Source organism: Paenibacillus sp. D2_2, assembly GCF_031199965.1.
GTDB lineage: Bacteria > Bacillota > Bacilli > Paenibacillales > Paenibacillaceae > Fontibacillus.
In genome coordinates, this window is the sequence record NZ_CP133605.1 from 3,925,754 (window position 1) to 3,949,962 (window position 24,209).

Here is a 24,209-nt window from a genome sequence, read left to right on the forward strand (position 1 = left end):
TAGACTTGCTTTTGAAAAGATAGCTCTTACCATCCACAAGAAGACCATTAGCCAATATATTAGACTGATAGTCATTCTGATCATCAGAATTTATAACAATGATGTTTACTTTCCCCTGATCCAATGCGCTATACACTTTGATATTCTCGTTATTGCTTTCTACTTTTATTAATGAACCTCTCAAAAAGTTTGACATTAAATAAAAACTGTAAAACGACGGTCTTTTTTCGCCAAATGTTTCGTTGTTGATCGTTAATTGCCCGTTTGAAATCAGCCCGTGTTCGCCACTGTCTTGTAGGTTCCAATAATTTGCGTAATCAACGCCATTTTGCGAGCTGGCTTATGATAGCAGTTATCATAGGCAGGCTCATGTCATTCAAACCATCTTCCATTATTATACATCCAATAACCTAGGGGTGATAGTTCATAACACACTTATTCAACAAATATTTAAAGCTCCGTTATAGGTAAGTCATAGAAAAACAGCCGACCACATATATCTTTAGAATGAAATTTGTCGTTCGTGAGAATAAGGTTTGACTAGCTTGAATAGTTCATTGATGTTTCACAATGTTGGGAAAGGAGTTGTGCAGGATGTCACTTCAGGAGGAAGGTGCGCTTGCAATCGGTTCCGGCCGAATCTTGCTCTCGCTTGCTGAATCATGGTACGAATCCGGTTTATCAAATCTCACAGTTTATGTAACCAATAAGGAACCAACAGACATGGGAAAACTCACAGAACTATACGAACATACTCAAAGCAGTGAGACCGAGACCAGGTTAAATATGATTGCTGCAAAAGAAGATGAGATGCTGGATTGGAGATCGATCGTTCGGCCTTTTCAATTTATTTTGTATGTTTCGGAGCATGGCGAATTGGAGGAGCTTCGGAGTGTTCAGCATGCTTGTATAGCGGAGAGGAAACAGATGCTCCCTGCTATCGCGATAAGAGGAATGGGAATGGCAGGCCCGCTGCTGTATCCTGACGGGGATGGATACTGGGAATCGGCATGGCTGCGAATTCATTCGTCCGTCTTTCCCGAAACACAAACGTCTGAGGTCTTCTCCACAGCGACTGCAGGCATCTTATCGAATCTTATTGTTCATGAGTGGCATGAAGCGATTACGGGTGAGCATGAAATAGACCATAGAAACCAATGCTTTTTACTTGACCCTATCACGTTAACTGGAAGCTGGAATTCTTTTCTACCTCATCCTTTAGTATCAGGCTATGATGCGGCACGTCCGGTGAAAGATATAGAATTTAACATAAGCAAAAGTCATGAACAGGTAAGTCCAGAGGTATGGTTTGCTGCCTTCAACCAATTGACTTCGACGGTAACAGGCATTTTTCATGCATGGGAAGAGAGGGACTTAATCCAACTACCACTGGCACAGTGTCTTGTTCAACCTGCAGATCCCTTATCAGAAGAACCTGCACATCTTTTGCAAACCATTGTCCGTAGTGGATTAACGCATGTAGAGGCTCGACGAGAATCGGGATTGGCAGGACTAGAAGCCTATATGGCCCGCTTAATCCCGCTGCTGTTTGCTGACCTACCCCCACATCAGCAGGAAGGAATCGGCATCGGAGTTGGGTGCGATATAACTGAAGCCGCTTTGCGGGGAGTTAGGGCTTGTTTAACTAAAGAGTTCAGCAAGCGGATTTTATCTGATGAGCCGACTGTTGTTCGACGTATAGCATGTTCGCAAATTGAAGACATCCGTTGCCTGTATTATTTACAAGCTTTAACCATCCTAGAAGGAGAACCTGTTATTGCAATAGGTGAGCCGTTGCTCGGTTTTCCGACTGTATGGGTCTATTCGAATTCCTCGTGGTATGGCAGCGTAGATCTTAGCCTCACGCTTGCACTTCGCCAATCCCTGCAGAAGGCGCTCCGTAAATCCGAACGTACGGCTCTCTCTCCTGTCCTTCAGAATAATCATGAAGTGCAAGACATTACAATTTCTGATGGTGATCCTCAAAACTATAGCTCTTTGATGTTAATTGCCATTGAGACTCTGAAACAATACGATAAGCATCTTGAGGTGTTTGAACTGAACAGCGAATCTTTGTGGGGTAAAGGACCGTTTGTAGCATATGGAATAGTTCTCGGAGAGGAGGAATCCCTTTGAATACTGTCGCTGTTATTGGGGAGGGAATACTAGCCGACGCCGTGTGCAAGCGTCTGTCCAGTATCTCGTTTGTCCGAAAGAAGGACCTCAGTGAGGATATACCCGCTGTAGACTTGGTATTGATGCTAAAGGATGAGGATAACTCCACTTATTATTATGAAGCTGAAAAGCTGCTGCGCCCGCGAGGTATTCCTTGGTTATGTGCCCATGTATCCTTGGGTGAAGGAATCATTGGGCCGCTGAATGTTCCAGGAACTTCCGGATGCTTCCAATGTGCAGAAACTAGGGTTTCGTTGGCGGGTAGCAATCGCCAAGAAGTCGAGGATTTGCTTATGCAACTCATGTCTGATGATTTTATTCCCCATAATACCGCTCAAATTTCTCCGGCGGGAGCTAGTTATATGGCGCATATTATCTCAGCGGAGACGGATAAGGTGCTACGCGGCGATAGAGCCAATACGGAAGAACATCTCTACTTGATCAACTTGAATAATTTAAGCTGCACAATCCATTATGTCATGCCACTTGGAACTTGCCCGGTTTGCGGGCAACTGCCCTATGATTCTGCTGAATTAGCGGAGATATCACTACAGAAATGTCTAAAACAGGGCAACAGCTACCGCAGCCGCTCTATGAGTGATTTGAAGAAAGTTCTACTCAAAGATTATTGGGACAGTCGTACCGGAATCTTTAATGATATGAAGTGGGGTCTCGACTCTGTCTTTGCCAGTGCCGGTATTAACCTTCCTTTAGGTTTTTACGATGAGATCACTGGGGGTCGTTCACACTCATTTACGGATAGCGAGCTCGCGGGAATATTAGAAGGGCTAGAGCGTTATTGCGGAGTGACTCCGCGCGGCAAACGAACGATTGTGCGGGACAGCTATTCCCATCTTCAGACTACTGCGCTGGACCCGTCTACGGTAGGGCTTCATGCAGTGGAGCAATACGAACAATCTGATTTCCCCTTCATGCCGTATGATCCTGAATCTCCAATGGAATGGGTCTGGGGATATTCGTTGCTACAAGCACGTCCGATTCTGGTGCCCAAACTGTTGGCTTATTACAGTCTGGGCGGAGAAGAGGGCTTTGTATATGAAACCTCCAACGGTTGCGCGGTAGGAGGAAGCTTAGAGGAGGCTATTTTATACGGGATTCTCGAAGTGGTTGAGCGAGATTCCTTTTTGTTGACCTGGTATGCAAGACTACAGGTTCCACGGCTTGACTATAGTTCGTCGGGTGATTTGGAGCTGATCCTGATGATTGGGCGTTTAAGAGCGGTTACGGGTTATGAAGTGAGCTTATACAATACCACGATGGAAAACGGAATTCCAAGCATATGGGCACTAGCAAAAGGAGGAGCGCAAGACAGGGTGAACCTCATCTGTGCTGCTGGAGCTCATCTCGATCCGATTCATGCGGCCAAGAGCGCCATACATGAGCTTGCGGGCATGATCCCGATGGCTGAAAAGAGATTGAAGGAACGAAGGCTAGAAGCCGAGGCTATGCTTGATGACCCATTCCTTGTACAGCATATGGAAGATCATTCCTTGCTCTATAGCTTGCCAGAGGCAAAGGAACGGCTTCACTTTTTATTAGACGAACGGAATCCTATCCGTACTTTCGCCGAAGAGTTTCATTCTGTGCCGTGGCAAGAAGATTTAACAGAGGATTTAAAACAAATACTTCAAATCTTCCACAGTCTTCAAATGGATGTCATTGTAGTTGACCAGTCCTCAAGTGAGACACTCCGAAACGGACTGCATTGTGTGAAGGTGCTCATACCGGGAATGTTACCCATGACATTCGGACATCATCTTACCCGGCTAACTGGCCTGGATAGGGTCCTGGATGTACCGATGAAGCTAGGATACGCAAATCACAGGCTGACTCAGCAGGAGCTTAACCCCTATCCACATCCATTTCCTTAGATAAGGACAATATTCTTTAAATATTCCCCGTTTTTTTATAAGAGTCCAATCACCTAGTCGTTTTCATTCATACAATTTAGAATAAACGGGCGAAGGGAGGAATATCGCGATGGGAGAACTAGGTGGAATCGGAAGCTGTAGCTGTAGCTGTGGTGGCTTGTGGACAAATACAGGCGCAATCCTCGTATTATTCATTCTGTTGGTTATTATTACTCGCGCATTTATTTTCTAATTACAACATATTGACATCCTGCCCTGTGTTGATGTATGAAAATCCTTGTAATGTCCTTGATAGACGTTATCGGATTTTTATCTAGCCTGTTAAAGCTCGAGTGGATACACCCACTTGAGCTTTTTCATTTTTTAAATATGCAGAAGCCTCCAGTTTTTATACTATGGCTTTGTTAAATTCTAATGTTGATATTTGACCATAAACCAAACCGCCTTGGTGATAAGGCGGTTTGGTTTATGGAGCTATCGTTCTCCTCTATTTAAATATGATTCCTAACAAAAGTATCAAGAATGACTCCAACGGTAAATCCTAATATAATTATAAAAGCCCCTACCCAAATAGGAACTTCCTTTTCAGTTAGTCCAGATTTCCCCAACAACCAAATTACTATTGTAAAGGATATTATTTCTATGATATACCTCCAGATTCCTAATCCTAATGCATCAAGTGAATCGAACCCTGAAATAAATATAAAAAGTACACAGAGATATAATGGTTTCTCCAATCTCACTGGTAGTTCCAGTTTCACATTACATTCTCCTTTCTAACATGTTTATTTTTTCTTTGCTTCGTTCATATCTCTTAGCCACTACTTTGCTGTTCTTTCACGATATACAATAAGAGTAATTGCATTTAATATGATGGTAACAATGAGAAGAAATGCGGCGGCGAACACCACAGCACCTGTTGTGTCCAAAAGAGCAGACCAATCCTCAATCTTTACAAGATGATAAATATTGAAAATCTGAAGACATAACGAAATAGTACAAAAACCGATGCTCATTATAGAAAGAGCAACCCAATTCTTATGCTCATATTTTTTATATCGCATGAAATTAACAATAGGAAGGATCCAAGCAATTAGTCCGAGCACGAAGCTGCCAAGATTAAGCATACCCATCATATCTCCCTCCTATTATTTGCAACTTAATCGTCGCTTTTGGTGAAATTATCTTACCCCAGATTATTGCAGTAATGAGTGGCAGTCCAATTCCTAACACAATCTGAATTATTATTTCAGAATCAAAATGGAATCCCCAATAACCTAGTGAAAACAATATCATTAATTCTAATAAAAATCGTAATGTAAGATTTATTACATTAAGCATGAAATACTTCCTTCCTAACCAGGCCATCAACAATTATTAAATAAATGTTCTTAAACTATTCAATGTCTCTTCCCACCGCATTTTCATCTCTTCTCTGACATTGATATCTGGTAAATTCTCTTGATGAAAACTAAGAGTGGTTTTATCACTACCATTAGAAATTGTTCGTATTTGAAGCGTTGATGACTTGACCCAATTTTCATTTTTCCAGGTTAATCTGATATTTTGATATTGATTAACAACCCGTATTTCTCCTGAAACTCCTTCACTAGTAATATATTGCTGACCAACATCCATACTAAAAGAAGAGATTTCACCTAACCATGTATTAAATCCTTTATGCGTAATCAGCTCCCAAGCTTCTTAGATAGTAATTGGGAATGTCCTCCTTACACCCACTTGAAAGCCTGTTGAAGCTGTCTTAACAACGGGTCTAATCTTCTGCATTCGAATTCCTCCGATCATTAGGGATATTGGTTTAATTGCGTGTCTTTCTGATAACGATGTTGTATTCACGAAACGACCCAGCCATAGATAACTCTTATCTTAGGGCTGGGTCGTTTGTTGTGCGCTATATTTTCCTTAATTATACATTTTACATTCAAGGGACGATAGCCCCGATACATGTGGTGTTATTTGGAGGATTAGTTCCATTATTTAACCCTAGCGTTCTCCATGATAAATTCAGGCAAACAGTCAACAGCATACCATGTAGCGACTTCATCTTTAAATTCAGTATTCCAGGCGATAATAAAATGAATCTGGCATACTTCATTGGGCTCTAAATCTGGCATTTGAACTTGTATTCCTTCATTAAAACCTGATACTAAAGTAAATGACTCATTAAACAAATCGATAAATCTCTTCGGAATATAATCATTTTTTACTGCTCTGGTCTCTAGCACTTCATCATCTTGTGTACCTATTGTAACTACATAATCATTGTCTGAAAAAGCACGTGCTTCTAAATATTGTCCCCGTTATAGCCGGATTCCTCCCATTTATAATTCTCTTTCCACGTGATAATAAAATTTGGTTCATGAATAAACTTTGAAGCTTTAAATCTCCATAAAAAGGCCCAACAATCTAATATTTGCTGCTCTGGATGTATGAAATAATTGGGTCTACATGTTAATAACTCTGCCTCAAAATCCTCAGAACAGAAAGTTGTAATCCTAGCTCCAGTTTCAAGCCATATCGTACTTTCAGCAATATTATCATCTACTACCTTGTCCAAATGTGTAATGTATGTAGTTACTTGACCTAAGGGTGTGTCAATAATTGAATCTATTGCTTCAGTTTGAATATAGTTACAATCCAAAGTAAATAACTTCATTGAACTACCCCTCATTTCGCCCATACTGATCTATCAGATAACGTTCTTGTATTCAGACATCACACCACCTTATGGCACCTAGTTAATTAATAGTGGGTTGTACGTATATCATGATTTCTTCTGCATTTATAATTACTTGATCCCCTACTGACGCTACTCCTTTCCCCACTACAAATCCACGCTTATTTTTAATGATCTCATAGTATAAGTCTATCCGATCTCCCGAATAAGCTTGACCTATCACTTCAATTCCTTTAAGTGAAGAAAGAAATCCTATACCACTCTCTTCTGAAATGACTGCAAAAGCACCCAGCTGAGCCAAAGCCTCTACTACCAATGTACTTGGAATAATAGTGTTCCGCTCATTCATATACCATTCATTACTCGAAACATTCTTATATCCCTTCGCCCATTTGTTTTTCTCGACTTCCAGCACTTTATCAATTAACAAAAATGGATACCTATGAGGCAGAATATCTTGAATATTAATCATTAAAGAGACTCCTTTTTATAAACTACAACAATTTCTGAACGGACCCGTAAGTCTAAAGTGACTAGTGAACAGGTCATAGCGTCAATAAGATGTTATCAGAAGTTAGCGTCTTCTTCGACTAACTTGAAATAATTTCATAATTTTTTTGTTAGTATTACTTCCAATGGTTCTGCCTCTAATAATAAACATCCTGCATCACGATATCCCATCGTTCTATAGAAGTGTTGAGCATCTTCATTTGACAAGGTTGAAGTCATTACTAGATTAAACCCTCTTTGTCTCATTAATTCTTCCCAGTGGAGAACAATTTCTTTACCGATCCCTCTTCCCCATATTCTTCATCGATCCATATCATATTCATAAAAGGGATGTTATCCCAGAAATAACCATACCTCATCCATCCAATTTCTTTGTCCTGATCCCAGATAACAAATATCTCCTGCTCTCTAATCTTTGATGCTACAAGTGATTCATTGATATGTTTATCTCTTTCAATTATGAATTGATAGTCTTCATTTGTTGCAAATTCTATTTTCATGATAAGCCTCCTGAATCTACTATCGAATAATCTTCCCTTATGTTCTTAATATGGATTTTATATCATTCTTTAAGTCTTCAATTAAAGGTCTTTGCACAGTACTTATTTCTTCAAGATTAATGTCTTCTATCGATTTAAACTCCAACTGTAATGACTCTTGCTCTTTATCTATATAAATAAGTGTTTTATTATCTTCATCAATTTTTCCTGTTAAGTCTGCCTTTACATTAAATATAAACATTACAAATACAACTTCATTTCCATCTGGATACTTATACTTCATCCGTGAACCACTATATACAGAATAAAGTTCATGATCTGTTACAACTAATCCTGTTTCCTCATGAATCTCTCGAATCATCGTCTCTTCAATAGATTCACCTGCATTCATTCCGCCACCAGGAAGTCCCCAGTTACCATAATCAGATCTTCTCTGTAGTAATATCCTATCTTGATCGTCTCGAATGATTGCACCGCCAGTTACTAATATCTTCATCTTTGATTAACCTCTCTGATAATGATTCATCCGCCTTCATCGAACCATTAACAACTCTCTTTTAAGATTTGTCGAATTTTTCAATTGCTTTTGAAGAACACATTTTATTTCTTTAATTTTACTGACTCAAAACTACATAGCCTATCCACCCAATAACAAGATAAACAGGCATACATGCCAATATCGAAAGCAATCGCTTGTTCTTTCTTATTAATTTTGCAGCTCCTACATAGCATAACGGGAGTAATAATCCCCAAATCAGAAATATTGGCCACCCAGCTATATAAATAGACATTGGTATTATTAAAATAGCTGAGACATATAAACTTTGATGGCTTTTAATCAACACTCCCAGGATAGAACAAATTATTGATGCAATCATAAAAGGCCAGAATAATACTGTAATCATGTATTCTCCACCCTACATGTTTTAAATGTTTAGTATACTTTGCAGACTTTGTCGGGACTCAGCGTAGATACGGTGTTATCGGATATTCACTTACAAAATCATCTTGTACCACCCTGCTTCACCTACAAAATCATCTCTTGTTACATGTTCTTCACCTATTATTTTTCGGTAATTATTAATCGTTCCATCATGAGTCACTAGATAGATTCTACAATTCAATGTCTTATTCCATTCTATAAATCGATGGACATATCCCTTGAATTTTGTTGTCCATAAATCTTCATTAAAATCAACGATCTCAAATTCTCTATACAGTTCTTCAATGTCTTGTCTTCTATAGATCTCATCGCAAGCTAATGTAATCCATTCTGGATTCTGTGGAAACATTCTTGGACCAATAAAAGGACTAATATATTTCTTTAAGTTCTGTCGTTCTGTAAAAATATTAGTCGTTTCAATTGTTCTTCTTGTTGGACTTGAAATAATAATATCCGTTGGCTTTAAGTCAAATATATCTGTCAAATTTCTTGCCTGTACTTTACCTTTTTCCGTTAGAGCTGGGTGCCGAATGTCTAAACTGTTTGGTAAATTAATTGTGTGTTCTCCTTGTGCATGCCTGATAAATACTATCTCCATTGTATACACTCACTTTATAACAATAATTCCTTGCACTTCGTACGGATAATCGATTTGTTTCTTAACTACATCTACTGCTTCCTTATTTACAAAACGCTCAACGATATATAATGCAAGATCAATTGATGTGGATACTCCACCGGCTGTAATAAGATTTCCGTCTTTAACAATTCTGGCTTTGATAACTTCCTTACAGTATGGTTCTAATAATTCATATGCATTTGGATGTGTAGTCGCACTCTTATTCTCCAGGAACCCTGCTGCACCTAATAATAGTGATCCAGTACAAACTGATACCAAATGTTCAACATTAGCGGCTTGGCGCAGCCACCCGATGAATTCTTCATCAAATCGAAGCTTTCGTGTCCCCATTCCTCCAGGAACAAATACTAAATCATACTCTGACAGATCTGGTTTGATTTTATCCACTTTAATGGTTAGTCCTAATTCATCGGAGATTTCTTCTGATAATCCACAAATATCCCATGTAGTTCCTTTGGTTTCCTCAAACATATTCAATCGATAAATCACATCATAAAATCCAATAAAGTCCAAAAACGTGAGTCCGTTAAAAACAACAAAGCCAATTTTCATTGAAATCCCCCCTCTGTTTCTAAGAGAATCTGCTAATTATGGTCTTTCTTCTATTGAAGATCGACTTTATATATTTCATAGAAAAGTTTCTTCTAATAATTAATGAGGAAACCAACTTACAGAAAATACCTCTGTATCACTTCATCATCCCAGATCTGTACTTCAATATATCTTTCAGGTCCTTTATCTCCATTCCGATTCCATTCCTGTGGCATTTTAAATTCATCGATTACTTTAACTATCTCTTGTTTGGAATATACCTGTCTACGATACGGCTTATTATCTTGATACCTCATCGTTGGAAATAGATCACCATATGTGAAACTAATTGTATTTTCATCAAACTCATCTAAGTTAATTGTTATCCAACTAGGATTCATATACCATGTCTTTAACCAATCGCAAGATCCCAGTGTCATATAGTGCGGAAAAAAGTTCTTTGGTTTTCCACCCTTAGCCATGAATTGTTCTCTGGCTATCTTCTCGAGATCTCTTCTAATTAGCATATAATCATCAGGTCTCTGACTTGCAAACAGCTTTCCGTCCTGTTTGATTTGTCGTGAAACATCAAGAGCCTCGTCAATTGAAAGACTAGATAGATTTCTTAATGGTCCTATATCCTTTTCAAAATAATGATACAAAGTATAATTCATGTGTATTGTTCCTTTGTTTTTTATTTACTGTTCTTCAGAGATTTCATCTAATGTTTGTATTCACAAAACGACCCAGCCTTAGATAGCTTTTATCTTAGATCGGGTCGTGTATGACAGAATGGGCAATTGCGCCGCAGCATATATGCATTATTAAACGAATGAACTCTGATTAACATCAGATAGTTGCAGCATTTCTACCAAATAAGGGTTCATGAATACACCTGAAGGATCAAGCTCTTGACGAAGGTGAAGAAATGCATCCCACTTCGAATATACCGTACGTAGCTGCTCCGCGTGCATCGTGTGCATCTTGCCCCAGTGCGGTCTCCCGCCATACCGTCTACAGATCTCCTCTACTTTGGCAAAATAGTCGGCATACTCCATCCCACGGTACATATGTACAGCAATATAGCCAGAATCACGTCCATTCGCCGGACTAAGCCATATATCGTCTCCCTGGACATAACGGCATTCGACTGGAAAATGAACAGCAAATTGGTATTTATCTACTGCATCGCGTATTTCCTCAAGTACCATTCGCAAGCGATCTGCCGGGACGCTGTATTCCATTTCATTAAATCGAACGAGCCTCGGCGTCGCGAAAATGCGGTGACTATATCCCACTTCCTGCACATCTGGCACGCTTGTTGCTGATAATCGGCTTATCGGTTTACAAAGGCGAGGAATGAAACGGCAACACTCCGACAATAACCAGAATAGCGCATTCTCCATCAGCATGATTTTCCAGTAGCTCCAGCGGCTTGGCGTTCCGGGGACCTCATCCGTCTTATTGGTCAGCTTTATTTGAGCAATATCCGTGTAAGGGAACCAATAAAATTCGAAATGACGGTTTTCCTTTTTAAATAGATCGAGCTGCTCAAGGCATTGGGAAAACGGCATTTTGCTGCTTGTATAGCAGAGCGCGTACGAAGGTATAACACGAAGCTTCACCTTCACGATAATTCCGAACACCCCTAGTGACACCTGCATCGCCCGAAAAAGTTCTTCATCCTGCTCGGCTGAACATTCGAGGATTTCCCCTGCCGCTGTAACTACCGTCAAACCTACCGCTTGCGTTGCAAGGCTCCCGAGTCGTTCTCCTGTCCCATGTGTTCCTGTACTGATCGCCCCTGCAATGGATTGCGCATTAATATCGCCCAGATTCTCTTGCGCGACCCCATAGGCATGCAATTCTTCCCCGAGACGGTCCAGCTTTGTTCCACCCCACACCTCGGCAATCCCCTTCTCAGAATCAACAGCAATCATACCCTGCAATTGATCCAAGGAGACCAATACATCATCGGTCTGGACGAGCCTTGTAAATGAATGTCCGGATCCGACGACACGCAGCTTACGTCCTTCGGCGCCACATTCCTTAACAATCCCGACCACCTCTTCTACGCTGGCTGGATATACAATGCTTCTCGGTAATCCGCGTACGAGTCCTGACCAATTACGCCATTCTTTCTTATTGCGCTCCTTCAAATCTACAGAAAGCATAGTCCGTCCCCCGATATGTCGTTGTCTTACCAACGATACTGCCATTCGAAATGTAGTAGAGATGTGCGAATCGTTCACATAACTCTCCTGCCTTACTATGACGCATAAAGATCGGATCGCCGAGTTTCAGCTCTTCTAGCCCGTTGTAGCGGATTGGCGTCTGAACTTCGCCCGCCCCTTCCATCGCAAGAAGTGCCGTACCTTTCGGCAGATATGGACGCGGCAGTTTGTCACTGCCTGCAGCACCTGAAGCCGTGTATCCACCGCCTAAGCAAGTGTAGAGATCGCCACGGGGCTGACGCACGATCTCGATCGCATACCCTGCGGCGGGCATTAAGGTGAAGTCCCGGTAGTGGTCGAACAGGCCGGGCGAATCGAACCCCAGCCGGCTGTAACCTCGGTGACGGCTGGCTCCATGCTGCTTGTATGTAGGCTGCCCGTGCCACCTGCATTCACGAACCGCAGCGGAGGAAGACCCAAGCGGTCGATCTCCCTGACCAGTTCGGCCCGCCGGGCAGCGGCTTCACGGATCGAGCGGCGCTTGAGCAGCCGAACGATCGCGTTCTTCATCACCTGCCCAGGTACGCTGTCGCCTAAACCTGCGACCTGCGCTTCGTAGCCCATGAGGCCGTCGAGCACGACGTGCTTTGACTGCGCGATGCGCCGGGCGAGACCGAGCGCCGCTGCTGTGGAGCGTATTGGCGAGCGCCATACGCCGAAATGCAGCCCCGGGACATCGATCGACATATCAATGTCTACACAAAGCGGCAGCCTCACACCATACTTGGCTGCTGCCGCTTCCGCCTGCTCGACATGCGTCTCGCAGTCAACCATCAGCGTGATGCTGCGCCCTTCACGCTGATGTATAGCGACGGACTCGAGTAGTCGTGCGTCCGTCGCAGGGTAGCCTAGCAGCAAGTCGGTGAATCCGTGCTGCGCGAGATGGAGTGCTTCGGCACCGTGAAGCACATGATCCCTTGAAACTGCGCATTTGCCTGAAGAATGCGCCGCAGTACATCAACAGAGCGGATCGATTTGCTCGCAATGCGGACTTTTTTTCCATTCGCCCGATGAAGAACGCTCTGAATATTCTGCTGCAGCAGGTCCAGATCAACGAAGGCAAAGGGCATCGGTAGCCCAGCGCAGACTTCTTTATAGTAACGATAATCACGCACTTAACTCGACCTCCTTTGTCTGGAAGATACAAGATTTCTTGTATTATTAATATTCTAACAATAGAGAGATAACCCATATTTTCTTATGTATTTTATATACAAACAACCCAGCCTTAGATACCTCTTATCTTAGGCTGGGTCGTTTGTTGTCTGAGCTTATTCCATGATTATATCTGGACAACCAAGGGTCTGTCTCAGCTACGCTAGTTCAGGGGCTAGATATACTAAGTAGCCTGTACTTCTTAATTTACGAAAAAATTCAAAGAACATTAAAGATAGTGAAATCTATGATAAAATAGTCAAATATACTTTAAACTAGGGGGTGTGAATCATGTTCCCGAAAAGTCTAGATTCAGTTGAGGAAGATATAGCAAAGAAAAGATTAGAAGAAACGCAAATAGAGCTATTAGAGAAACCTAGGGATAGTTTTTTCTGGAAACTGAGCAGTACATTAATAGCAGGAATTATGGTCCTTGGCGTATTTTTTTTATTTTTATGGATAATGCATAAGATCAGATATTAAAAGTACCGATATGCATTCAATCCTCACTTAGTATTCTCTACAAAACTTCTAGCGATATCATTCGCTTCATTAATTGTATTTGCAGGGCCCGATTTATAACCTTCAACTATGTCATATTTTGAGTTCACTTCATCTGATTTAATCCATACTCTGTCGAAGTTATTGAAATCAAGACTGAACCTATAGTTTTTACAGTTCTAAATTCACTTTCAATGGATGTTAATAATCCAAAATATTTGTTATTTTCTTGATCCAATTTAATATCACGCTTTACATCTCTATCTAAAATCAATTCGCCAATAAATACATTCCTACCAAAAAGATTTTTATATAGATCTCCGTGGATATTGATTAGTGTATTCTTCTCGAACTTAGATTCATTTACATATATTACTCCATTATATTCCACGTCGATTTTATGTGGTCTAAGATAGTTAATTAAGAAATACATAACTGGAACAATAATAAGACAACTAATTATCCATATAATTTTCCTCATCGTATCCCCTCAAAAATATTCAATTCTGATTTCCGATTACATCTTGAGTTACCTTCAAGGTATCTTTACCTTGTCTTCTCCAAAATAAAAACCTTTAAGTTGTTTATCAAAGAAATCCTTTAAATTTTCTTGATTGATTATATAGATGACTCGGCCAAACCTTATATCCGTTCTTGTTATATAAATATTTTCAAGATCGTATTGAATTCTAATTTCTTTTCTGGTATTTAATCTAAAAACAATCCCCGCGCTAATGCTTGTGTTTGATGGTATTTGATTCAACTCTGTAATATCTGAAGCCGATGCAGAATTAATCCAATCTACAATATTATTAATTTCATTCTGATTTAATTCTACTTTTATCCAATCGATATATGCACCACCCGATCCATTACTGGTATATTGTACTTTGGACATCTCGGCGCTGGAGATTTTTTTTGCTTGAATCTCTTTATTTAACTTTGTCTTACTCATGAGATTATTCATATCACCTAGAAAAAAATAAAATGCCCCTGCCACAAGTATGAGGATAATAAATGTTCTTCTATTCTTTAGATTATTTAAAATCGCACTCTCCCCCTGTCATATAACATTCTCTAATTCACGAGCTCGAGAAGCTATTCACCTGTCCTTGATTTCTTAGAATTGCCACCAAATATCCGTAGTACCTTTATCTCTCTTGCCATTAAATAATATATTTCCATCCTTCTCCGATTTAATATCAAATGTTATTTGATATCTCTTATTAAATAATTCTTTATCTTTAATTTGGGTTTCCATTAAGTTAATAAATTCTTCAGCTAATTCCCGGGCATTATCATTTGTGATCTTATCTATAACCATTATTCTGAATTTAACAAGTTCGTTTTGTTTAGAAGCTGTTGCAGTAATATAACCTTTTCTTTTAAATGCTTCCTTTGCATGAGCTTGTGATTTAACAACGTCATCAAAACTCATCTCATGTTGACTGCACGAAGTTAATATTATAGCTAGTACTATAATCATGAATATCCTCATTGGTTTACCTCATTACTTATATTTAACTTCAAGGATTTCATATAACTTCATTGTGTTCACGACGTCCAATTCGCTGACTTCTTTGATTGCATTATCAAATAGTCTTCTCATATATAATTATTTCTTTCTGATCCTCGCTTATTGTCGAAACAACTTTGTAATCTCTTCAGGCCGAATTTACAATTACTTCTTCGATCTCTATAAAATCGATTGACGATCTTACTAAAGACAGCGTTGTACCACCCTCTCATTGACAATCCTATATCTTACGCCCGAACGAACTTCGTCTGATACCACCATGAAATGTATATTCGCTAAATATTTCAGCAATCCTTCCAATTACTCCCTTTCCTCCTAAGCATAACACTCTACCTATCTTCGCTAGCATTTACCTTTCCCTTACGGGTCACGATGTAAGCCGATGGCGACTCCTTCATTATTTTTTTAAACACTCGATAGAAATGCGACGTATCGTAGAACCCGAGATACTCCGAGATTTCCGTCACCGTCATGTTCGATTCGAGCAGCAGGCTGCTGGCTTCTTGCACGCGCAGCTGATGTACATAGTCGATTGGCGTCAAGCCGATCGCTTTCTTGAACATGGCAATCGTATAATTCGGCGACCGACCAATCTGGGCCGCAAGATCTTGAATATGGATCGTATCGCGATAACGCCGCTTTAGCTCTTGTTGGACTTGCCTGGCCAGATAGAACTTAATCGGCTCAATTGCAGGGCTCACCGGCCCCCGCTTCGCGATTCCGAGTAGCTCGATCAGAATGCCGAGACAAATCACATCAGAATAAGGCCCCGCCTCCCATCGAACCTGGAACAGTCGATTGAATCTTTTTAAGACATACTCATAATGACTTATATTCATTCGTAGAAAATTGGGATGAAGCAACTGCTGGCCTTGCCCACAATTCTCATCTTCGAGATTAAACAGAACGGTGTATTTACGATGTGTCGACTCCGTATTGCTACTAGACCTAACTGTACCTCTCGGGATGAATAACATCTCGCCCGCTTCCACCCGATGCGATACGCCGTCGATCGAATATTGCGCGGTACCGTCCACCATCAGCGCCATGACATGATAAGGGATCGCTTCTTCGACCGTGTGCCAATCTGGAATGCTATCGTCATAATGTACCGCTACAATGTTGAACATTAATTCGCCTTCTTCGTCTATTTGAATTAACTACAGCATAGCAATCCAATGCGTAACGTGCAATGAATACAATCAAGCACATCGATAAAATACATAAAAATTACAGTTGTATCATACATCGGATCGACATTATGTACATCGTGCTCTCTCTTGGACTTCACTATAATAAAATCAAACCTATTCTTGGGAGGCTAGATACGAATGAAAAATGCGACAAGGCCGAATATTCTGTTCATCATGAGCGATGATCACGCTGCGCACGCCATGAGCTGCTATAGCGGCCGCATTAACCATACGCCGAACATCGACAGGATTGCAGAAGAAGGCATCCGCTTCGATAATTGCTTCTGTACGAATTCCATCTGTGCGCCGAGCCGCGCAACGATTCTGACTGGCAAATACAATCATCTCAATGGAGTACGCACACTCTATGAGGGCTTCGACGGCAGGCAGGATCATGTCGCCAAAATGCTTCAAACTGGCGGCTATCAGACGGGCATGATAGGCAAATGGCATCTAGGACAAGGTGGCATTTATGATCCGACCGGGTTCGATTATTGGAATGTACTGATCGGTAATTGGGGACAAGGGGAATACCATCAGCCTACATTCTCTGAAATGGGCGAGGACCGCGTATATGACGGGTATGTGACTGACGTCATTACCGACTTATCGATCGATTGGTTGAACCGGCGTAATGCAGACCAACCGTTTTTCCTGATGTGCCATCACAAGGCGCCACATCGCCCTTGGGAGCCTAGCGCCAAGTATGCCACGCTATACGATGACGTCATGATCCCCGAGCCAGATACGTTCCATGATGATTATGTGAATCGGGCAACTGCGGCGGCGGAAGCGACAATGCGGGTCGACCACGATCTCACCCTTATCGATCTGAAGGAAGAGACGCCAGAACATCTGACGCCGGAACAAGCGAAGAGCTGGAAATACCAGCGATACATTAAAGATTATTTGCGCTGTGTCGCATCGATCGATGAGAACATCGGCCGGCTGCTCGACTATTTGGACGATACGGGGATTGCAGACAATACGATCGTAATCTATACGTCGGATCAGGGCTTTTTCCTCGGGGATCATGGCTGGTATGACAAACGGTTCATGTATGAAGAATCGCTACGGATGCCGTTCATCGTACGATACCCGCAGGAGATCAAGCCTGGTCAGGTGACGGAGACGATGTCCCTAAATGTTGATTTTGCGCCAACGTTCCTAGACTTTGCCGGCTTGCCGATCCCGTCCAACATGCAAGGCTATAGCCTTCGTCCCGTCCTGAATGGCGAACACCCGCCAGACTGGCGTACGGGCATGTATTATCGGTACTGGATGCATCGGATAGACCATAACGTCTATTCGCACTACGGCCTGAGAACATATCGATATAAGCTCATCTATTATTATGCGGATGGGTTAGGGCTACCGGGAACGCTCGACGAGACGAACCAGCCGGAGTGGGAACTATTCGATTTGGAGCATGACCCGGCAGAACTGAATAATGTCTACGCCAACCCGGATTACGCGGAAGTCGTCAAAACGTTGAAGGATGAACTCCATCGGCTTCAGGCTGAAGTGATGGATGAACGATACGAGTTGGACGTAAATTAGACAATAGAAGAACCCTTCATTCAATTGAATGAAGGGTTCTCTCTCCAATGTAACAAAAGTATTTTTCATCTTCTATACAGACATTCCTAAATTGATACTTTTGGGATAATTCAATCAGCTTATCATCATTGGGGATTGGATCGATTTTACCGACATAACCTATTCTTTTATGATGTTCTTCTAATTCATGTCTTGTTCGTGCATGTACAATTATCAGCTTACCGTTATTCTTTAAATTGTTGTATACATTCAGAAATACCATGTTTATATTGTCAAAGTGCGGAATACCATTGAAGATAATCACAAAATCGAACCAATAATTCATACTAAATTCTTCTTCGAAATCAGCACAACATGTTTCTGCATTTAGATATTTTGCCTTTAGTTCCTTTAACATATTATTCGAGATATCTACTGCTACGTATCTTTGGGGATATACATCGATACATTGGAGTCTTGAGTAAATTATTCCAGTTCCTGCTGCTACATCAAGTAATGAATGTTCATTTGTAATATTAAGTCTCTTTACCAATTGGTCAGCATATTCAATTGATTTTTCAGGAATCTTCTGATCCCAATCTGATGCCAACAAATCAAATTTCTTGATTTCTTCTTCTTTACTTTTGTTTTTCACAGTTTCCCCTCTTTTCAAATTTATTTCGGTGTTTCATAAATTCTTACAAAAAAAGCCTGCAATCCTTATTGCAGACTCCTTAGTTCTAGTTGGTTCAAATCTAGCTAAACGTTAAACTGTTTTAAATGATGGTCTAAGTGCTTGTAAACGCATTTCCCCCACTCTTCAGAAGTGAGTTTACCGAAAAATGGATGTGGATGTGTTGTGCACTTTTCAGGACCGTTACTTTGAAATATAATTATTTTTTGTTTCAGTATTTCTTTTTCTTTTTCAAATTCTTTTTTATCTGCAATTATTAGTGTTGGAAGCGTGGACATATTCTTAGGAGTTGGCTTATCGTTATAAATTATGGGTTTTACAAACCTTCCTATTAATATTCCTATCCAACTTCTTGGAGAAGTGGCGTTTCCCATTGCTATATCCTGAAAAGATGAGCAATGAGCTAGCATTTGTGCAACATCCATTTTACTTAACGTTCCCATGTTCACAATGTCCCACCGACTTAAAGCAACAAAGTCGCCAGCCATTTGTGTTGTTTGAAAAAATGAAGCACCAATCCATTGTAAAAATAGTCCTGAGATTCCTTTGGCAATGCTTTTGAGATCAACGTTTCATTTACTTTCAAGTTTTTATCTTCAATACATGTCTTTGCCTTATCTGTTTAATTGAGTATAACGATAAATCCAGTGAAAACCCCAATAACTAGCAAGCATATTCCACCAATCCGAGTAATTAGTAGATATAAATCGGATGGCTCAATTGCATCATTTGACTTCCAACTCTCATTTATCTTTCAGATAATATCCGGTCTAATTGTCATTAATAAACCGCACAATAGTCCAATTAGTTCTAAGAGAATGAATTTCATTTCGTTTCTCTCCTTCGATGAATATGTATGCGATGTTATTTTCAATTCTATTTCCTTCGAGCTGTATTCATGAATAGTCATTAATTATTTCTACAACTTCCACTTTCCCATTAACCAAAAGCTCAGGAAGGTCACCTCTTAGATTTCCACTCCAATATTCTCTTGCTTGCTCTACTTTCTGTGAGATAGAAGCCCCATCTTCCTTAGGTAAAAGACTTCCATCACCTTCAAAGGAACTTCCATTGACTCGGAGTTTAACAATTTGAAGTACATTCCTATTGTAGGAATCAAACAGTTCTTTCCACTTCAAAATTTCGTCATAGTTTTTAGCAGCATATAAGCAAGATAATCTTGATGGATAATCAGGATATTCCTGAAGTCTGACCATCTCCACTATCATTTCTCTAATTGCTCTTATCGTTTGATTTGCGTATTTCATGACCACATCGGCATTCTCTTTATGTAAGTTTAAGCCTTCACTTGAATAATGGCCTTGTACTATTTGAAAAAAATCCTCGCCTTTAGAATTCCGTTGCTCTCTCTCAAAAAAGAAACGATATAATGTATTGAATTGATTTTTATCAAAGTTAATCACCTGACCTATCCACATAATATTCTTGGTGACAAGGTGATAAACGTAAAACTCATTCTCACTCATAATAGGTCTCCTTTCAAGTGGACTAATTGCATCATCGAATCCTCATCTAACTCGGGCTGAACCAAAGGACGAATGCCCGAAGCGTGAACATTATGTTATACGCTGTTGATATAAATAATCTGTGAAAAAGCTAATTCATTAGCTGGACTGGTTTCATAATCTTGATAATAATCTAACAACGGCATAAATGCCTTGATTTGCATTTCGTGAATAATCGATCCTCATTAGGACCTGATTTAAATAAGGTGATATCCAATCTGATACTCCCCCCAGATACAAACATATGACGTTTCTTCCGTCATTTAATAATAACCTTGATTATCTGATAGATAAGAAATCCTATAAATGTTGATACATATAAAATTATTGCCCATCGAATGATTTGTTTAAGGGACATTGGAAATTGATTAAGTTGTTTGGGACTTTGAAATCCATTTACTGCATCATAGTCAAGAGGCCATTTATAAAGTATTCATTACCCCTCCAGCTAAAAGTAACAACCCCACTATTAAGACAATTATGCCTATGAATTTCCTAATAGAAATGAAAGTATCACTTGGTTCAGGCATATCATCTTTGAACATCCATTGTTGACTATACCAGCCCATCGTTGGTTTAAGAATTATAAGTATTCCCACACCTACGCTTACGACTCCAAAAATAAATAACATAATGGCTTTGAATATCATCTAAACAACCCCCAATATTACAACTATTATGGTATTGGACTGATTTCCTATAACAGAGTTCATAACATCCTTGAATTCGCAATCAATAGAATGTTCTTAATATCATCAAACATCTTATTCCAATTTCTATCTGTATTATCCATAACATACGAACCAAACGGTAGGGATTTAACCGCCCTTAGTTCTAAACTTTTACGTCTTATATAGTATTCTATTGTTTTAGGACTTGACCATTTTGGTTTTGAACGAACAATAGCCGTATGTTTCAATGATTCTTCAACGCTGTCTTGCGATATATAGAATAATACTGGATTTAACGGACTAATTATCATTGCGAGGTTTCTTATATATTCAATGATCTCATCTTCAGTGATTTGAGGATACATTCTATTGATATCATGAATTTGATGTTGAAATAGGACACTCTCGAAAATCGTTACTGTATCTGTATTAAACATTCTTGTAACATACTGTTCAAAGCGTGTGCAGAATACTTTCTTATATATATTAAATGGGACAGTAGCCGTATTCGAATAACAAAGTTCTTTGGAAGATAAATATTCAATTAACTCATCATTCCATGGTTTTGGCTCAGGTACTTTATAAGGTAATAAGACATAATCATCTTCAATAATAGAGTTTTGTTGAATCCACTCTTCTTGTTGAGGGAACCTTGTTAATAAATCATCGTATTCGTTCTTCGTAAGATAAGCATAAAAAGGCAAATCAATCGGATGTTCACTACCTTCAACATATACTTTTGTGTTTACTCCGACTTCTTTAAGGTAATTGTTAAGCAATTGGGCTGTGGTTGTTTTCCCTGAACCTGGAATACCTTCAAACATAATTAATTTACTATTTATCACTCAACTCACCTTTATCATATTAAATAAATCCATTATTGAATTTTCCATCCATGTTAATTTATTTGATAATTTCAAAAGTTTTATTTATGTTTTCAAATTCTATTGATAGCTTATATAATGTTGGATCTGATTCTTCTCACTTAACCTCAATAATTCAGTCTTCAATATTTCTGGGTATACATTTATATCTTTCAATTGATCTAAAGGAAACCATTTAAAAATTAGTTTGCTTCCTTCTTCAGTTCCAACAAATTCATCATCTTTCGTTATAACTTCATGCCCTTCGGGAAAATCAATTAAGTAATAAAATCCAATCTCATGATATTGTTTGTCATCGTATTCAAAGAAATCCTCCCTCACAAAAAGTAATTCTTTCGTTCGAGCATCAATATCTAGTTCTTCTTTAATTTCCCGTATTATTGTTCGATCTGTAGATTCGTTAAATTCTACTCGGCCTCCGGGAAGATTCCAAAAATCATCTGTTAATGTCGTATGTAACAGTATTCGATTATTATGAATTGCAATACCAGCTACCCTGAAATTGAATTTATTATTGTTTCTTTCAAAAGTAATCATATGACACCTTCTTAATGTATTGTTAGATCTTCATTTTTGCTAATAATTCAAATAATGTTCCCATATCACAAAACACCCTAGCCTTAGATAGCTCTTATCTTAGCCACTCATTTATTATCCGTCGCTCACAAGCAAGATCTCGCATTGCAAAAATCACTATACGGATTCCAGTCAATTCTCAACCTAATCGGGTAGATTTGGTAACAACTGAGGGTATTCGAGGTCATTACGTTCCAGGCGGAAGATAGAAATGTAATAACTGGTACCCATGTTTACACAGTCACAGCAGAAAACCTTACTGCAAATACGTACCTGAATAGATAGCTCTGCAAAAAAACTCAATATAAAAAGTAATTCGTTCCTCGTTAGAGGATAGGCTGCTTTTACTTATTTCTACTAAGCATAACTGCTCTTTATTTTAATGTTAAGTAATGCCACCTAACTTCTCCAGAATCCTACTATATCATTCCTTTACTGCATCAACTATTATTGAAACAAATCCTAGCTCATTGTTTTGGTTTCTATGATCATAACGATATGATCTGTAAATAAATCCTTGTTCTGCATTCCATTGATTGAAATGAAATTGACCATGTTCATCACAATATTCAAGCAATTTCACTTTGAATCCTGCTTCTTCAAACATTCTTGATAAGGTCTTATATGTATGAACGATTTTATGAGTTGCTGCCGGATGGTCTTTGGGTCCAGGTCCACCGATCTTTACAATGTCCTGGTACCATTCATTCTGAAAAAAGCCATCTGGAACTGCGCAACGAATATATCCTTGATGCTCTAAAAAATCAAAACATATTCTTGCAGCTTCAACTCCTTCTTCATAAGTAAGGTGTTCCCAAACATGTTCTGCAAGAATCGCTTTAACCTTTCCCAACGGGAAGCTCTGTTCCCAGTTCGAACGTGATAATAGATTTAATTCATCCTCTTGTGTTTGAATCCATCCAGCATAAGATTGTGAAGATGCTCCAATAATTAATCTAATCGGTTCAATTAATTCATCTTCTGTTAAATTTAACATCAAATCATTCCTTTGTTTCTCAGGTTGTTTTCACATAACATTCTAGTATTCACAGACCCGAGTGTTATAGGATGTTCTGTTCTTCTATGTAAGCCTTAACCCATTTTAATTACTTTTTACGTACCAAGAAATACTGAATCATACCGGCTATGTTTTCTTTTTTTTCTATTTCAAAGTAATCTTGAAGCATAGCATCGAATTCTTGAGATGACATATTAAATTTATCAGGTCTGCCTAAATGCTCCTCAATTAACATAGTAATTCGGAAAAGTGGACTATCAAAGTTAGGAATATCAAGAACAAATTTTCCATAAGGTTTTATGATTCGATGAGCTTCTATGATTGCTTCTTTAACAAAATCTTTTTCAAAATACTCGAGTATGCCGACACACGCGCCAATGTCAAAATAACTATCTTCAAAAGGCGTTTCATGTATACTTCCGCAATATAATGATCCAATAGGCAATTTCTTTTTTGTAACAAACTCATTAAGGAGCTGTATGGTTTTGCTGCTTATATCAACCCCATGATATGTTGAAAGCCATTTATCATACCCATTAAACATTAGGTTCAAACAGCATCCAAGATCAATAAATTTCATATTTGTATCTGGCGATAGATAATCCTTGATTTCCTTACGTCCACTATCGGAAAGAGATCCTTCCATTTTCAGCCTTTGAAATTTAGGGTAGTCGGGATGATTTGTGATATACTCCGGAAGATCTTCGTATAAATCAATCCCCCTCCTCCCAAAATCAATAGCTTTATCGTAAGACTTTGAAACTAACCCCAACTGGGTTTCCATTTATTACT

30 protein-coding genes and 2 pseudogenes are annotated in these 24,209 nt (G+C 39.4%); 5 read left to right on the forward strand and 27 right to left on the reverse strand.

Going from position 1 to position 24,209, the window contains the following annotated elements:
• Positions 1–594 precede the first annotated feature (594 nt).
• From RE628_RS20010 to RE628_RS20020, 3 genes are all read left to right on the forward strand, one after another.
• Positions 595–2,136 (forward strand): hypothetical protein, encoded by a 1,542-nt coding sequence (locus RE628_RS20010; protein ID WP_309154691.1) that lies wholly within the window; start codon positions 595–597, stop codon positions 2,134–2,136.
• Positions 2,133–4,067 (forward strand): TOMM precursor leader peptide-binding protein, encoded by a 1,935-nt coding sequence (locus RE628_RS20015; protein ID WP_309154692.1) that lies wholly within the window; start codon positions 2,133–2,135, stop codon positions 4,065–4,067. Before RE628_RS20010 ends, RE628_RS20015 begins: the two co-directional genes overlap by 4 nt.
• Before the next feature lie 109 nt (positions 4,068–4,176).
• Positions 4,177–4,299, forward strand: a complete 123-nt coding sequence (locus RE628_RS20020) for a YjcZ family sporulation protein (RefSeq protein ID WP_309154693.1) — start codon at positions 4,177–4,179, stop codon at positions 4,297–4,299.
• A gap of 259 nt (positions 4,300–4,558) precedes the next feature.
• Here RE628_RS20020 and RE628_RS20025 read toward each other — a convergent pair whose 3' ends face one another.
• The 15 genes and pseudogenes from RE628_RS20025 to RE628_RS20095 all read right to left on the reverse strand — a co-directional run bounded on the left by RE628_RS20025 (position 4,559) and on the right by RE628_RS20095 (position 13,193).
• Positions 4,559–4,828, reverse strand: a complete 270-nt coding sequence (locus RE628_RS20025; protein ID WP_309154694.1) for a hypothetical protein — start codon at positions 4,826–4,828, stop codon at positions 4,559–4,561.
• A gap of 60 nt (positions 4,829–4,888) precedes the next feature.
• Positions 4,889–5,203 carry a hypothetical protein gene (locus RE628_RS20030; RefSeq protein ID WP_309154695.1) on the reverse strand — a complete coding sequence of 105 codons (315 nt, stop codon included), beginning with the start codon at positions 5,201–5,203 and terminating at the stop codon, positions 4,889–4,891.
• Positions 5,187–5,435 (reverse strand): YrdB family protein, encoded by a 249-nt coding sequence (locus tag RE628_RS20035; RefSeq protein ID WP_309159512.1) that lies wholly within the window; start codon positions 5,433–5,435, stop codon positions 5,187–5,189. Before RE628_RS20035 ends, RE628_RS20030 begins: the two co-directional genes overlap by 17 nt.
• A 9-nt stretch (positions 5,436–5,444) precedes the next feature.
• Positions 5,445–5,705, reverse strand: a complete 261-nt coding sequence (locus RE628_RS20040; protein WP_309154696.1) for an SRPBCC domain-containing protein — start codon at positions 5,703–5,705, stop codon at positions 5,445–5,447.
• Positions 5,706–6,061: 356 nt separating this feature from the next.
• Positions 6,062–6,313 (reverse strand): hypothetical protein, encoded by a 252-nt coding sequence (locus tag RE628_RS20045; RefSeq protein ID WP_309154697.1) that lies wholly within the window; start codon positions 6,311–6,313, stop codon positions 6,062–6,064.
• 59 nt (positions 6,314–6,372) lie between these two features.
• Complete coding sequence (locus RE628_RS20050) at positions 6,373–6,744, reverse strand: hypothetical protein (protein ID WP_309154698.1); 372 nt, start codon at positions 6,742–6,744, stop codon at positions 6,373–6,375.
• Between the two features lie 82 nt (positions 6,745–6,826).
• Entirely contained in the window at positions 6,827–7,237 is a 411-nt protein-coding gene (locus tag RE628_RS20055) for a 3-hydroxyacyl-ACP dehydratase FabZ family protein (RefSeq protein ID WP_309154699.1), read from the reverse strand.
• 134 nt (positions 7,238–7,371) lie between these two features.
• Positions 7,372–7,775: pseudogene (locus RE628_RS20060) on the reverse strand (GNAT family N-acetyltransferase).
• Between the two features lie 37 nt (positions 7,776–7,812).
• The gene (locus tag RE628_RS20065) at positions 7,813–8,271 is read right to left on the reverse strand and encodes an NUDIX domain-containing protein (protein ID WP_309154700.1); all 459 of its coding nucleotides are present in this window, start codon (positions 8,269–8,271) and stop codon (positions 7,813–7,815) included.
• Positions 8,272–8,389: 118 nt separating this feature from the next.
• Positions 8,390–8,680 (reverse strand): hypothetical protein, encoded by a 291-nt coding sequence (locus tag RE628_RS20070; RefSeq protein WP_309154701.1) that lies wholly within the window; start codon positions 8,678–8,680, stop codon positions 8,390–8,392.
• A gap of 90 nt (positions 8,681–8,770) precedes the next feature.
• The gene (locus tag RE628_RS20075; protein ID WP_309154702.1) at positions 8,771–9,316 is read right to left on the reverse strand and encodes a histidine phosphatase family protein; all 546 of its coding nucleotides are present in this window, start codon (positions 9,314–9,316) and stop codon (positions 8,771–8,773) included.
• A gap of 9 nt (positions 9,317–9,325) precedes the next feature.
• A complete protein-coding gene (locus tag RE628_RS20080; protein ID WP_309154703.1) occupies positions 9,326–9,910 on the reverse strand; it encodes a DJ-1/PfpI family protein in 585 nt (194 codons plus the stop codon).
• Between the two features lie 116 nt (positions 9,911–10,026).
• Positions 10,027–10,563 (reverse strand): hypothetical protein, encoded by a 537-nt coding sequence (locus RE628_RS20085; RefSeq protein WP_309154704.1) that lies wholly within the window; start codon positions 10,561–10,563, stop codon positions 10,027–10,029.
• 150 nt (positions 10,564–10,713) lie between these two features.
• Positions 10,714–12,063 carry a D-arabinono-1,4-lactone oxidase gene (locus tag RE628_RS20090; protein ID WP_309154705.1) on the reverse strand — a complete coding sequence of 450 codons (1,350 nt, stop codon included), beginning with the start codon at positions 12,061–12,063 and terminating at the stop codon, positions 10,714–10,716.
• Positions 12,032–13,193: pseudogene (locus RE628_RS20095) on the reverse strand (amino acid deaminase/aldolase). Before RE628_RS20095 ends, RE628_RS20090 begins: the two are co-directional and overlap by 32 nt.
• 376 nt (positions 13,194–13,569) lie before the next feature.
• On the opposite strand from RE628_RS20095, the gene RE628_RS20100 reads away from it, so the two are divergent.
• Entirely contained in the window at positions 13,570–13,761 is a 192-nt protein-coding gene (locus tag RE628_RS20100; protein WP_309154706.1) for a hypothetical protein, read from the forward strand.
• Positions 13,762–14,314: 553 nt separating this feature from the next.
• On the opposite strand, the gene RE628_RS20105 is transcribed toward RE628_RS20100, so the two are convergent.
• From RE628_RS20105 to RE628_RS20115, 3 genes are all read right to left on the reverse strand, one after another.
• Positions 14,315–14,779 carry a hypothetical protein gene (locus RE628_RS20105; protein WP_309154707.1) on the reverse strand — a complete coding sequence of 155 codons (465 nt, stop codon included), beginning with the start codon at positions 14,777–14,779 and terminating at the stop codon, positions 14,315–14,317.
• 120 nt (positions 14,780–14,899) lie between these two features.
• Complete coding sequence (locus tag RE628_RS20110; protein ID WP_309154708.1) at positions 14,900–15,277, reverse strand: hypothetical protein; 378 nt, start codon at positions 15,275–15,277, stop codon at positions 14,900–14,902.
• A gap of 368 nt (positions 15,278–15,645) precedes the next feature.
• Entirely contained in the window at positions 15,646–16,446 is an 801-nt protein-coding gene (locus tag RE628_RS20115) for a helix-turn-helix domain-containing protein (RefSeq protein ID WP_309154709.1), read from the reverse strand.
• A gap of 201 nt (positions 16,447–16,647) precedes the next feature.
• Between RE628_RS20115 and RE628_RS20120 the strand changes: the two genes are divergently transcribed.
• Complete coding sequence (locus tag RE628_RS20120; RefSeq protein ID WP_309154710.1) at positions 16,648–18,069, forward strand: sulfatase family protein; 1,422 nt, start codon at positions 16,648–16,650, stop codon at positions 18,067–18,069.
• A gap of 16 nt (positions 18,070–18,085) precedes the next feature.
• On the opposite strand, the gene RE628_RS20125 is transcribed toward RE628_RS20120, so the two are convergent.
• The 9 genes from RE628_RS20125 to RE628_RS20160 form a co-directional block, all read right to left on the reverse strand.
• Positions 18,086–18,703 carry a class I SAM-dependent methyltransferase gene (locus tag RE628_RS20125; RefSeq protein WP_309154711.1) on the reverse strand — a complete coding sequence of 206 codons (618 nt, stop codon included), beginning with the start codon at positions 18,701–18,703 and terminating at the stop codon, positions 18,086–18,088.
• A 104-nt stretch (positions 18,704–18,807) separates the two neighbouring features.
• Positions 18,808–19,185: a DUF1569 domain-containing protein gene (locus RE628_RS20130; protein ID WP_309159513.1), complete on the reverse strand. Its 378-nt coding sequence runs from the start codon at positions 19,183–19,185 to the stop codon at positions 18,808–18,810.
• A 179-nt stretch (positions 19,186–19,364) separates the two neighbouring features.
• The gene (locus tag RE628_RS29730; RefSeq protein ID WP_375143129.1) at positions 19,365–19,493 is read right to left on the reverse strand and encodes a DUF6199 family natural product biosynthesis protein; all 129 of its coding nucleotides are present in this window, start codon (positions 19,491–19,493) and stop codon (positions 19,365–19,367) included.
• Between the two features lie 145 nt (positions 19,494–19,638).
• A complete protein-coding gene (locus RE628_RS20135; protein WP_309154712.1) occupies positions 19,639–20,229 on the reverse strand; it encodes a DUF2441 domain-containing protein in 591 nt (196 codons plus the stop codon).
• 461 nt (positions 20,230–20,690) lie between these two features.
• Entirely contained in the window at positions 20,691–20,918 is a 228-nt protein-coding gene (locus RE628_RS20140; RefSeq protein ID WP_309154713.1) for a DUF6199 family natural product biosynthesis protein, read from the reverse strand.
• 59 nt (positions 20,919–20,977) lie between these two features.
• Positions 20,978–21,763 carry a P-loop NTPase family protein gene (locus RE628_RS20145; RefSeq protein ID WP_309154714.1) on the reverse strand — a complete coding sequence of 262 codons (786 nt, stop codon included), beginning with the start codon at positions 21,761–21,763 and terminating at the stop codon, positions 20,978–20,980.
• A gap of 120 nt (positions 21,764–21,883) precedes the next feature.
• On the reverse strand, positions 21,884–22,360 hold the full coding sequence (locus RE628_RS20150) for an NUDIX hydrolase (protein WP_309154715.1): 477 nt from the start codon (positions 22,358–22,360) through the stop codon (positions 21,884–21,886).
• 463 nt (positions 22,361–22,823) lie between these two features.
• Positions 22,824–23,396, reverse strand: coding sequence for a class I SAM-dependent methyltransferase (locus RE628_RS20155; RefSeq protein ID WP_309154716.1), 573 nt, complete (start codon positions 23,394–23,396; stop codon positions 22,824–22,826).
• Positions 23,397–23,505: 109 nt separating this feature from the next.
• Positions 23,506–24,201: a class I SAM-dependent methyltransferase gene (locus RE628_RS20160; RefSeq protein WP_309154717.1), complete on the reverse strand. Its 696-nt coding sequence runs from the start codon at positions 24,199–24,201 to the stop codon at positions 23,506–23,508.
• Positions 24,202–24,209: the final 8 nt, after the last annotated feature.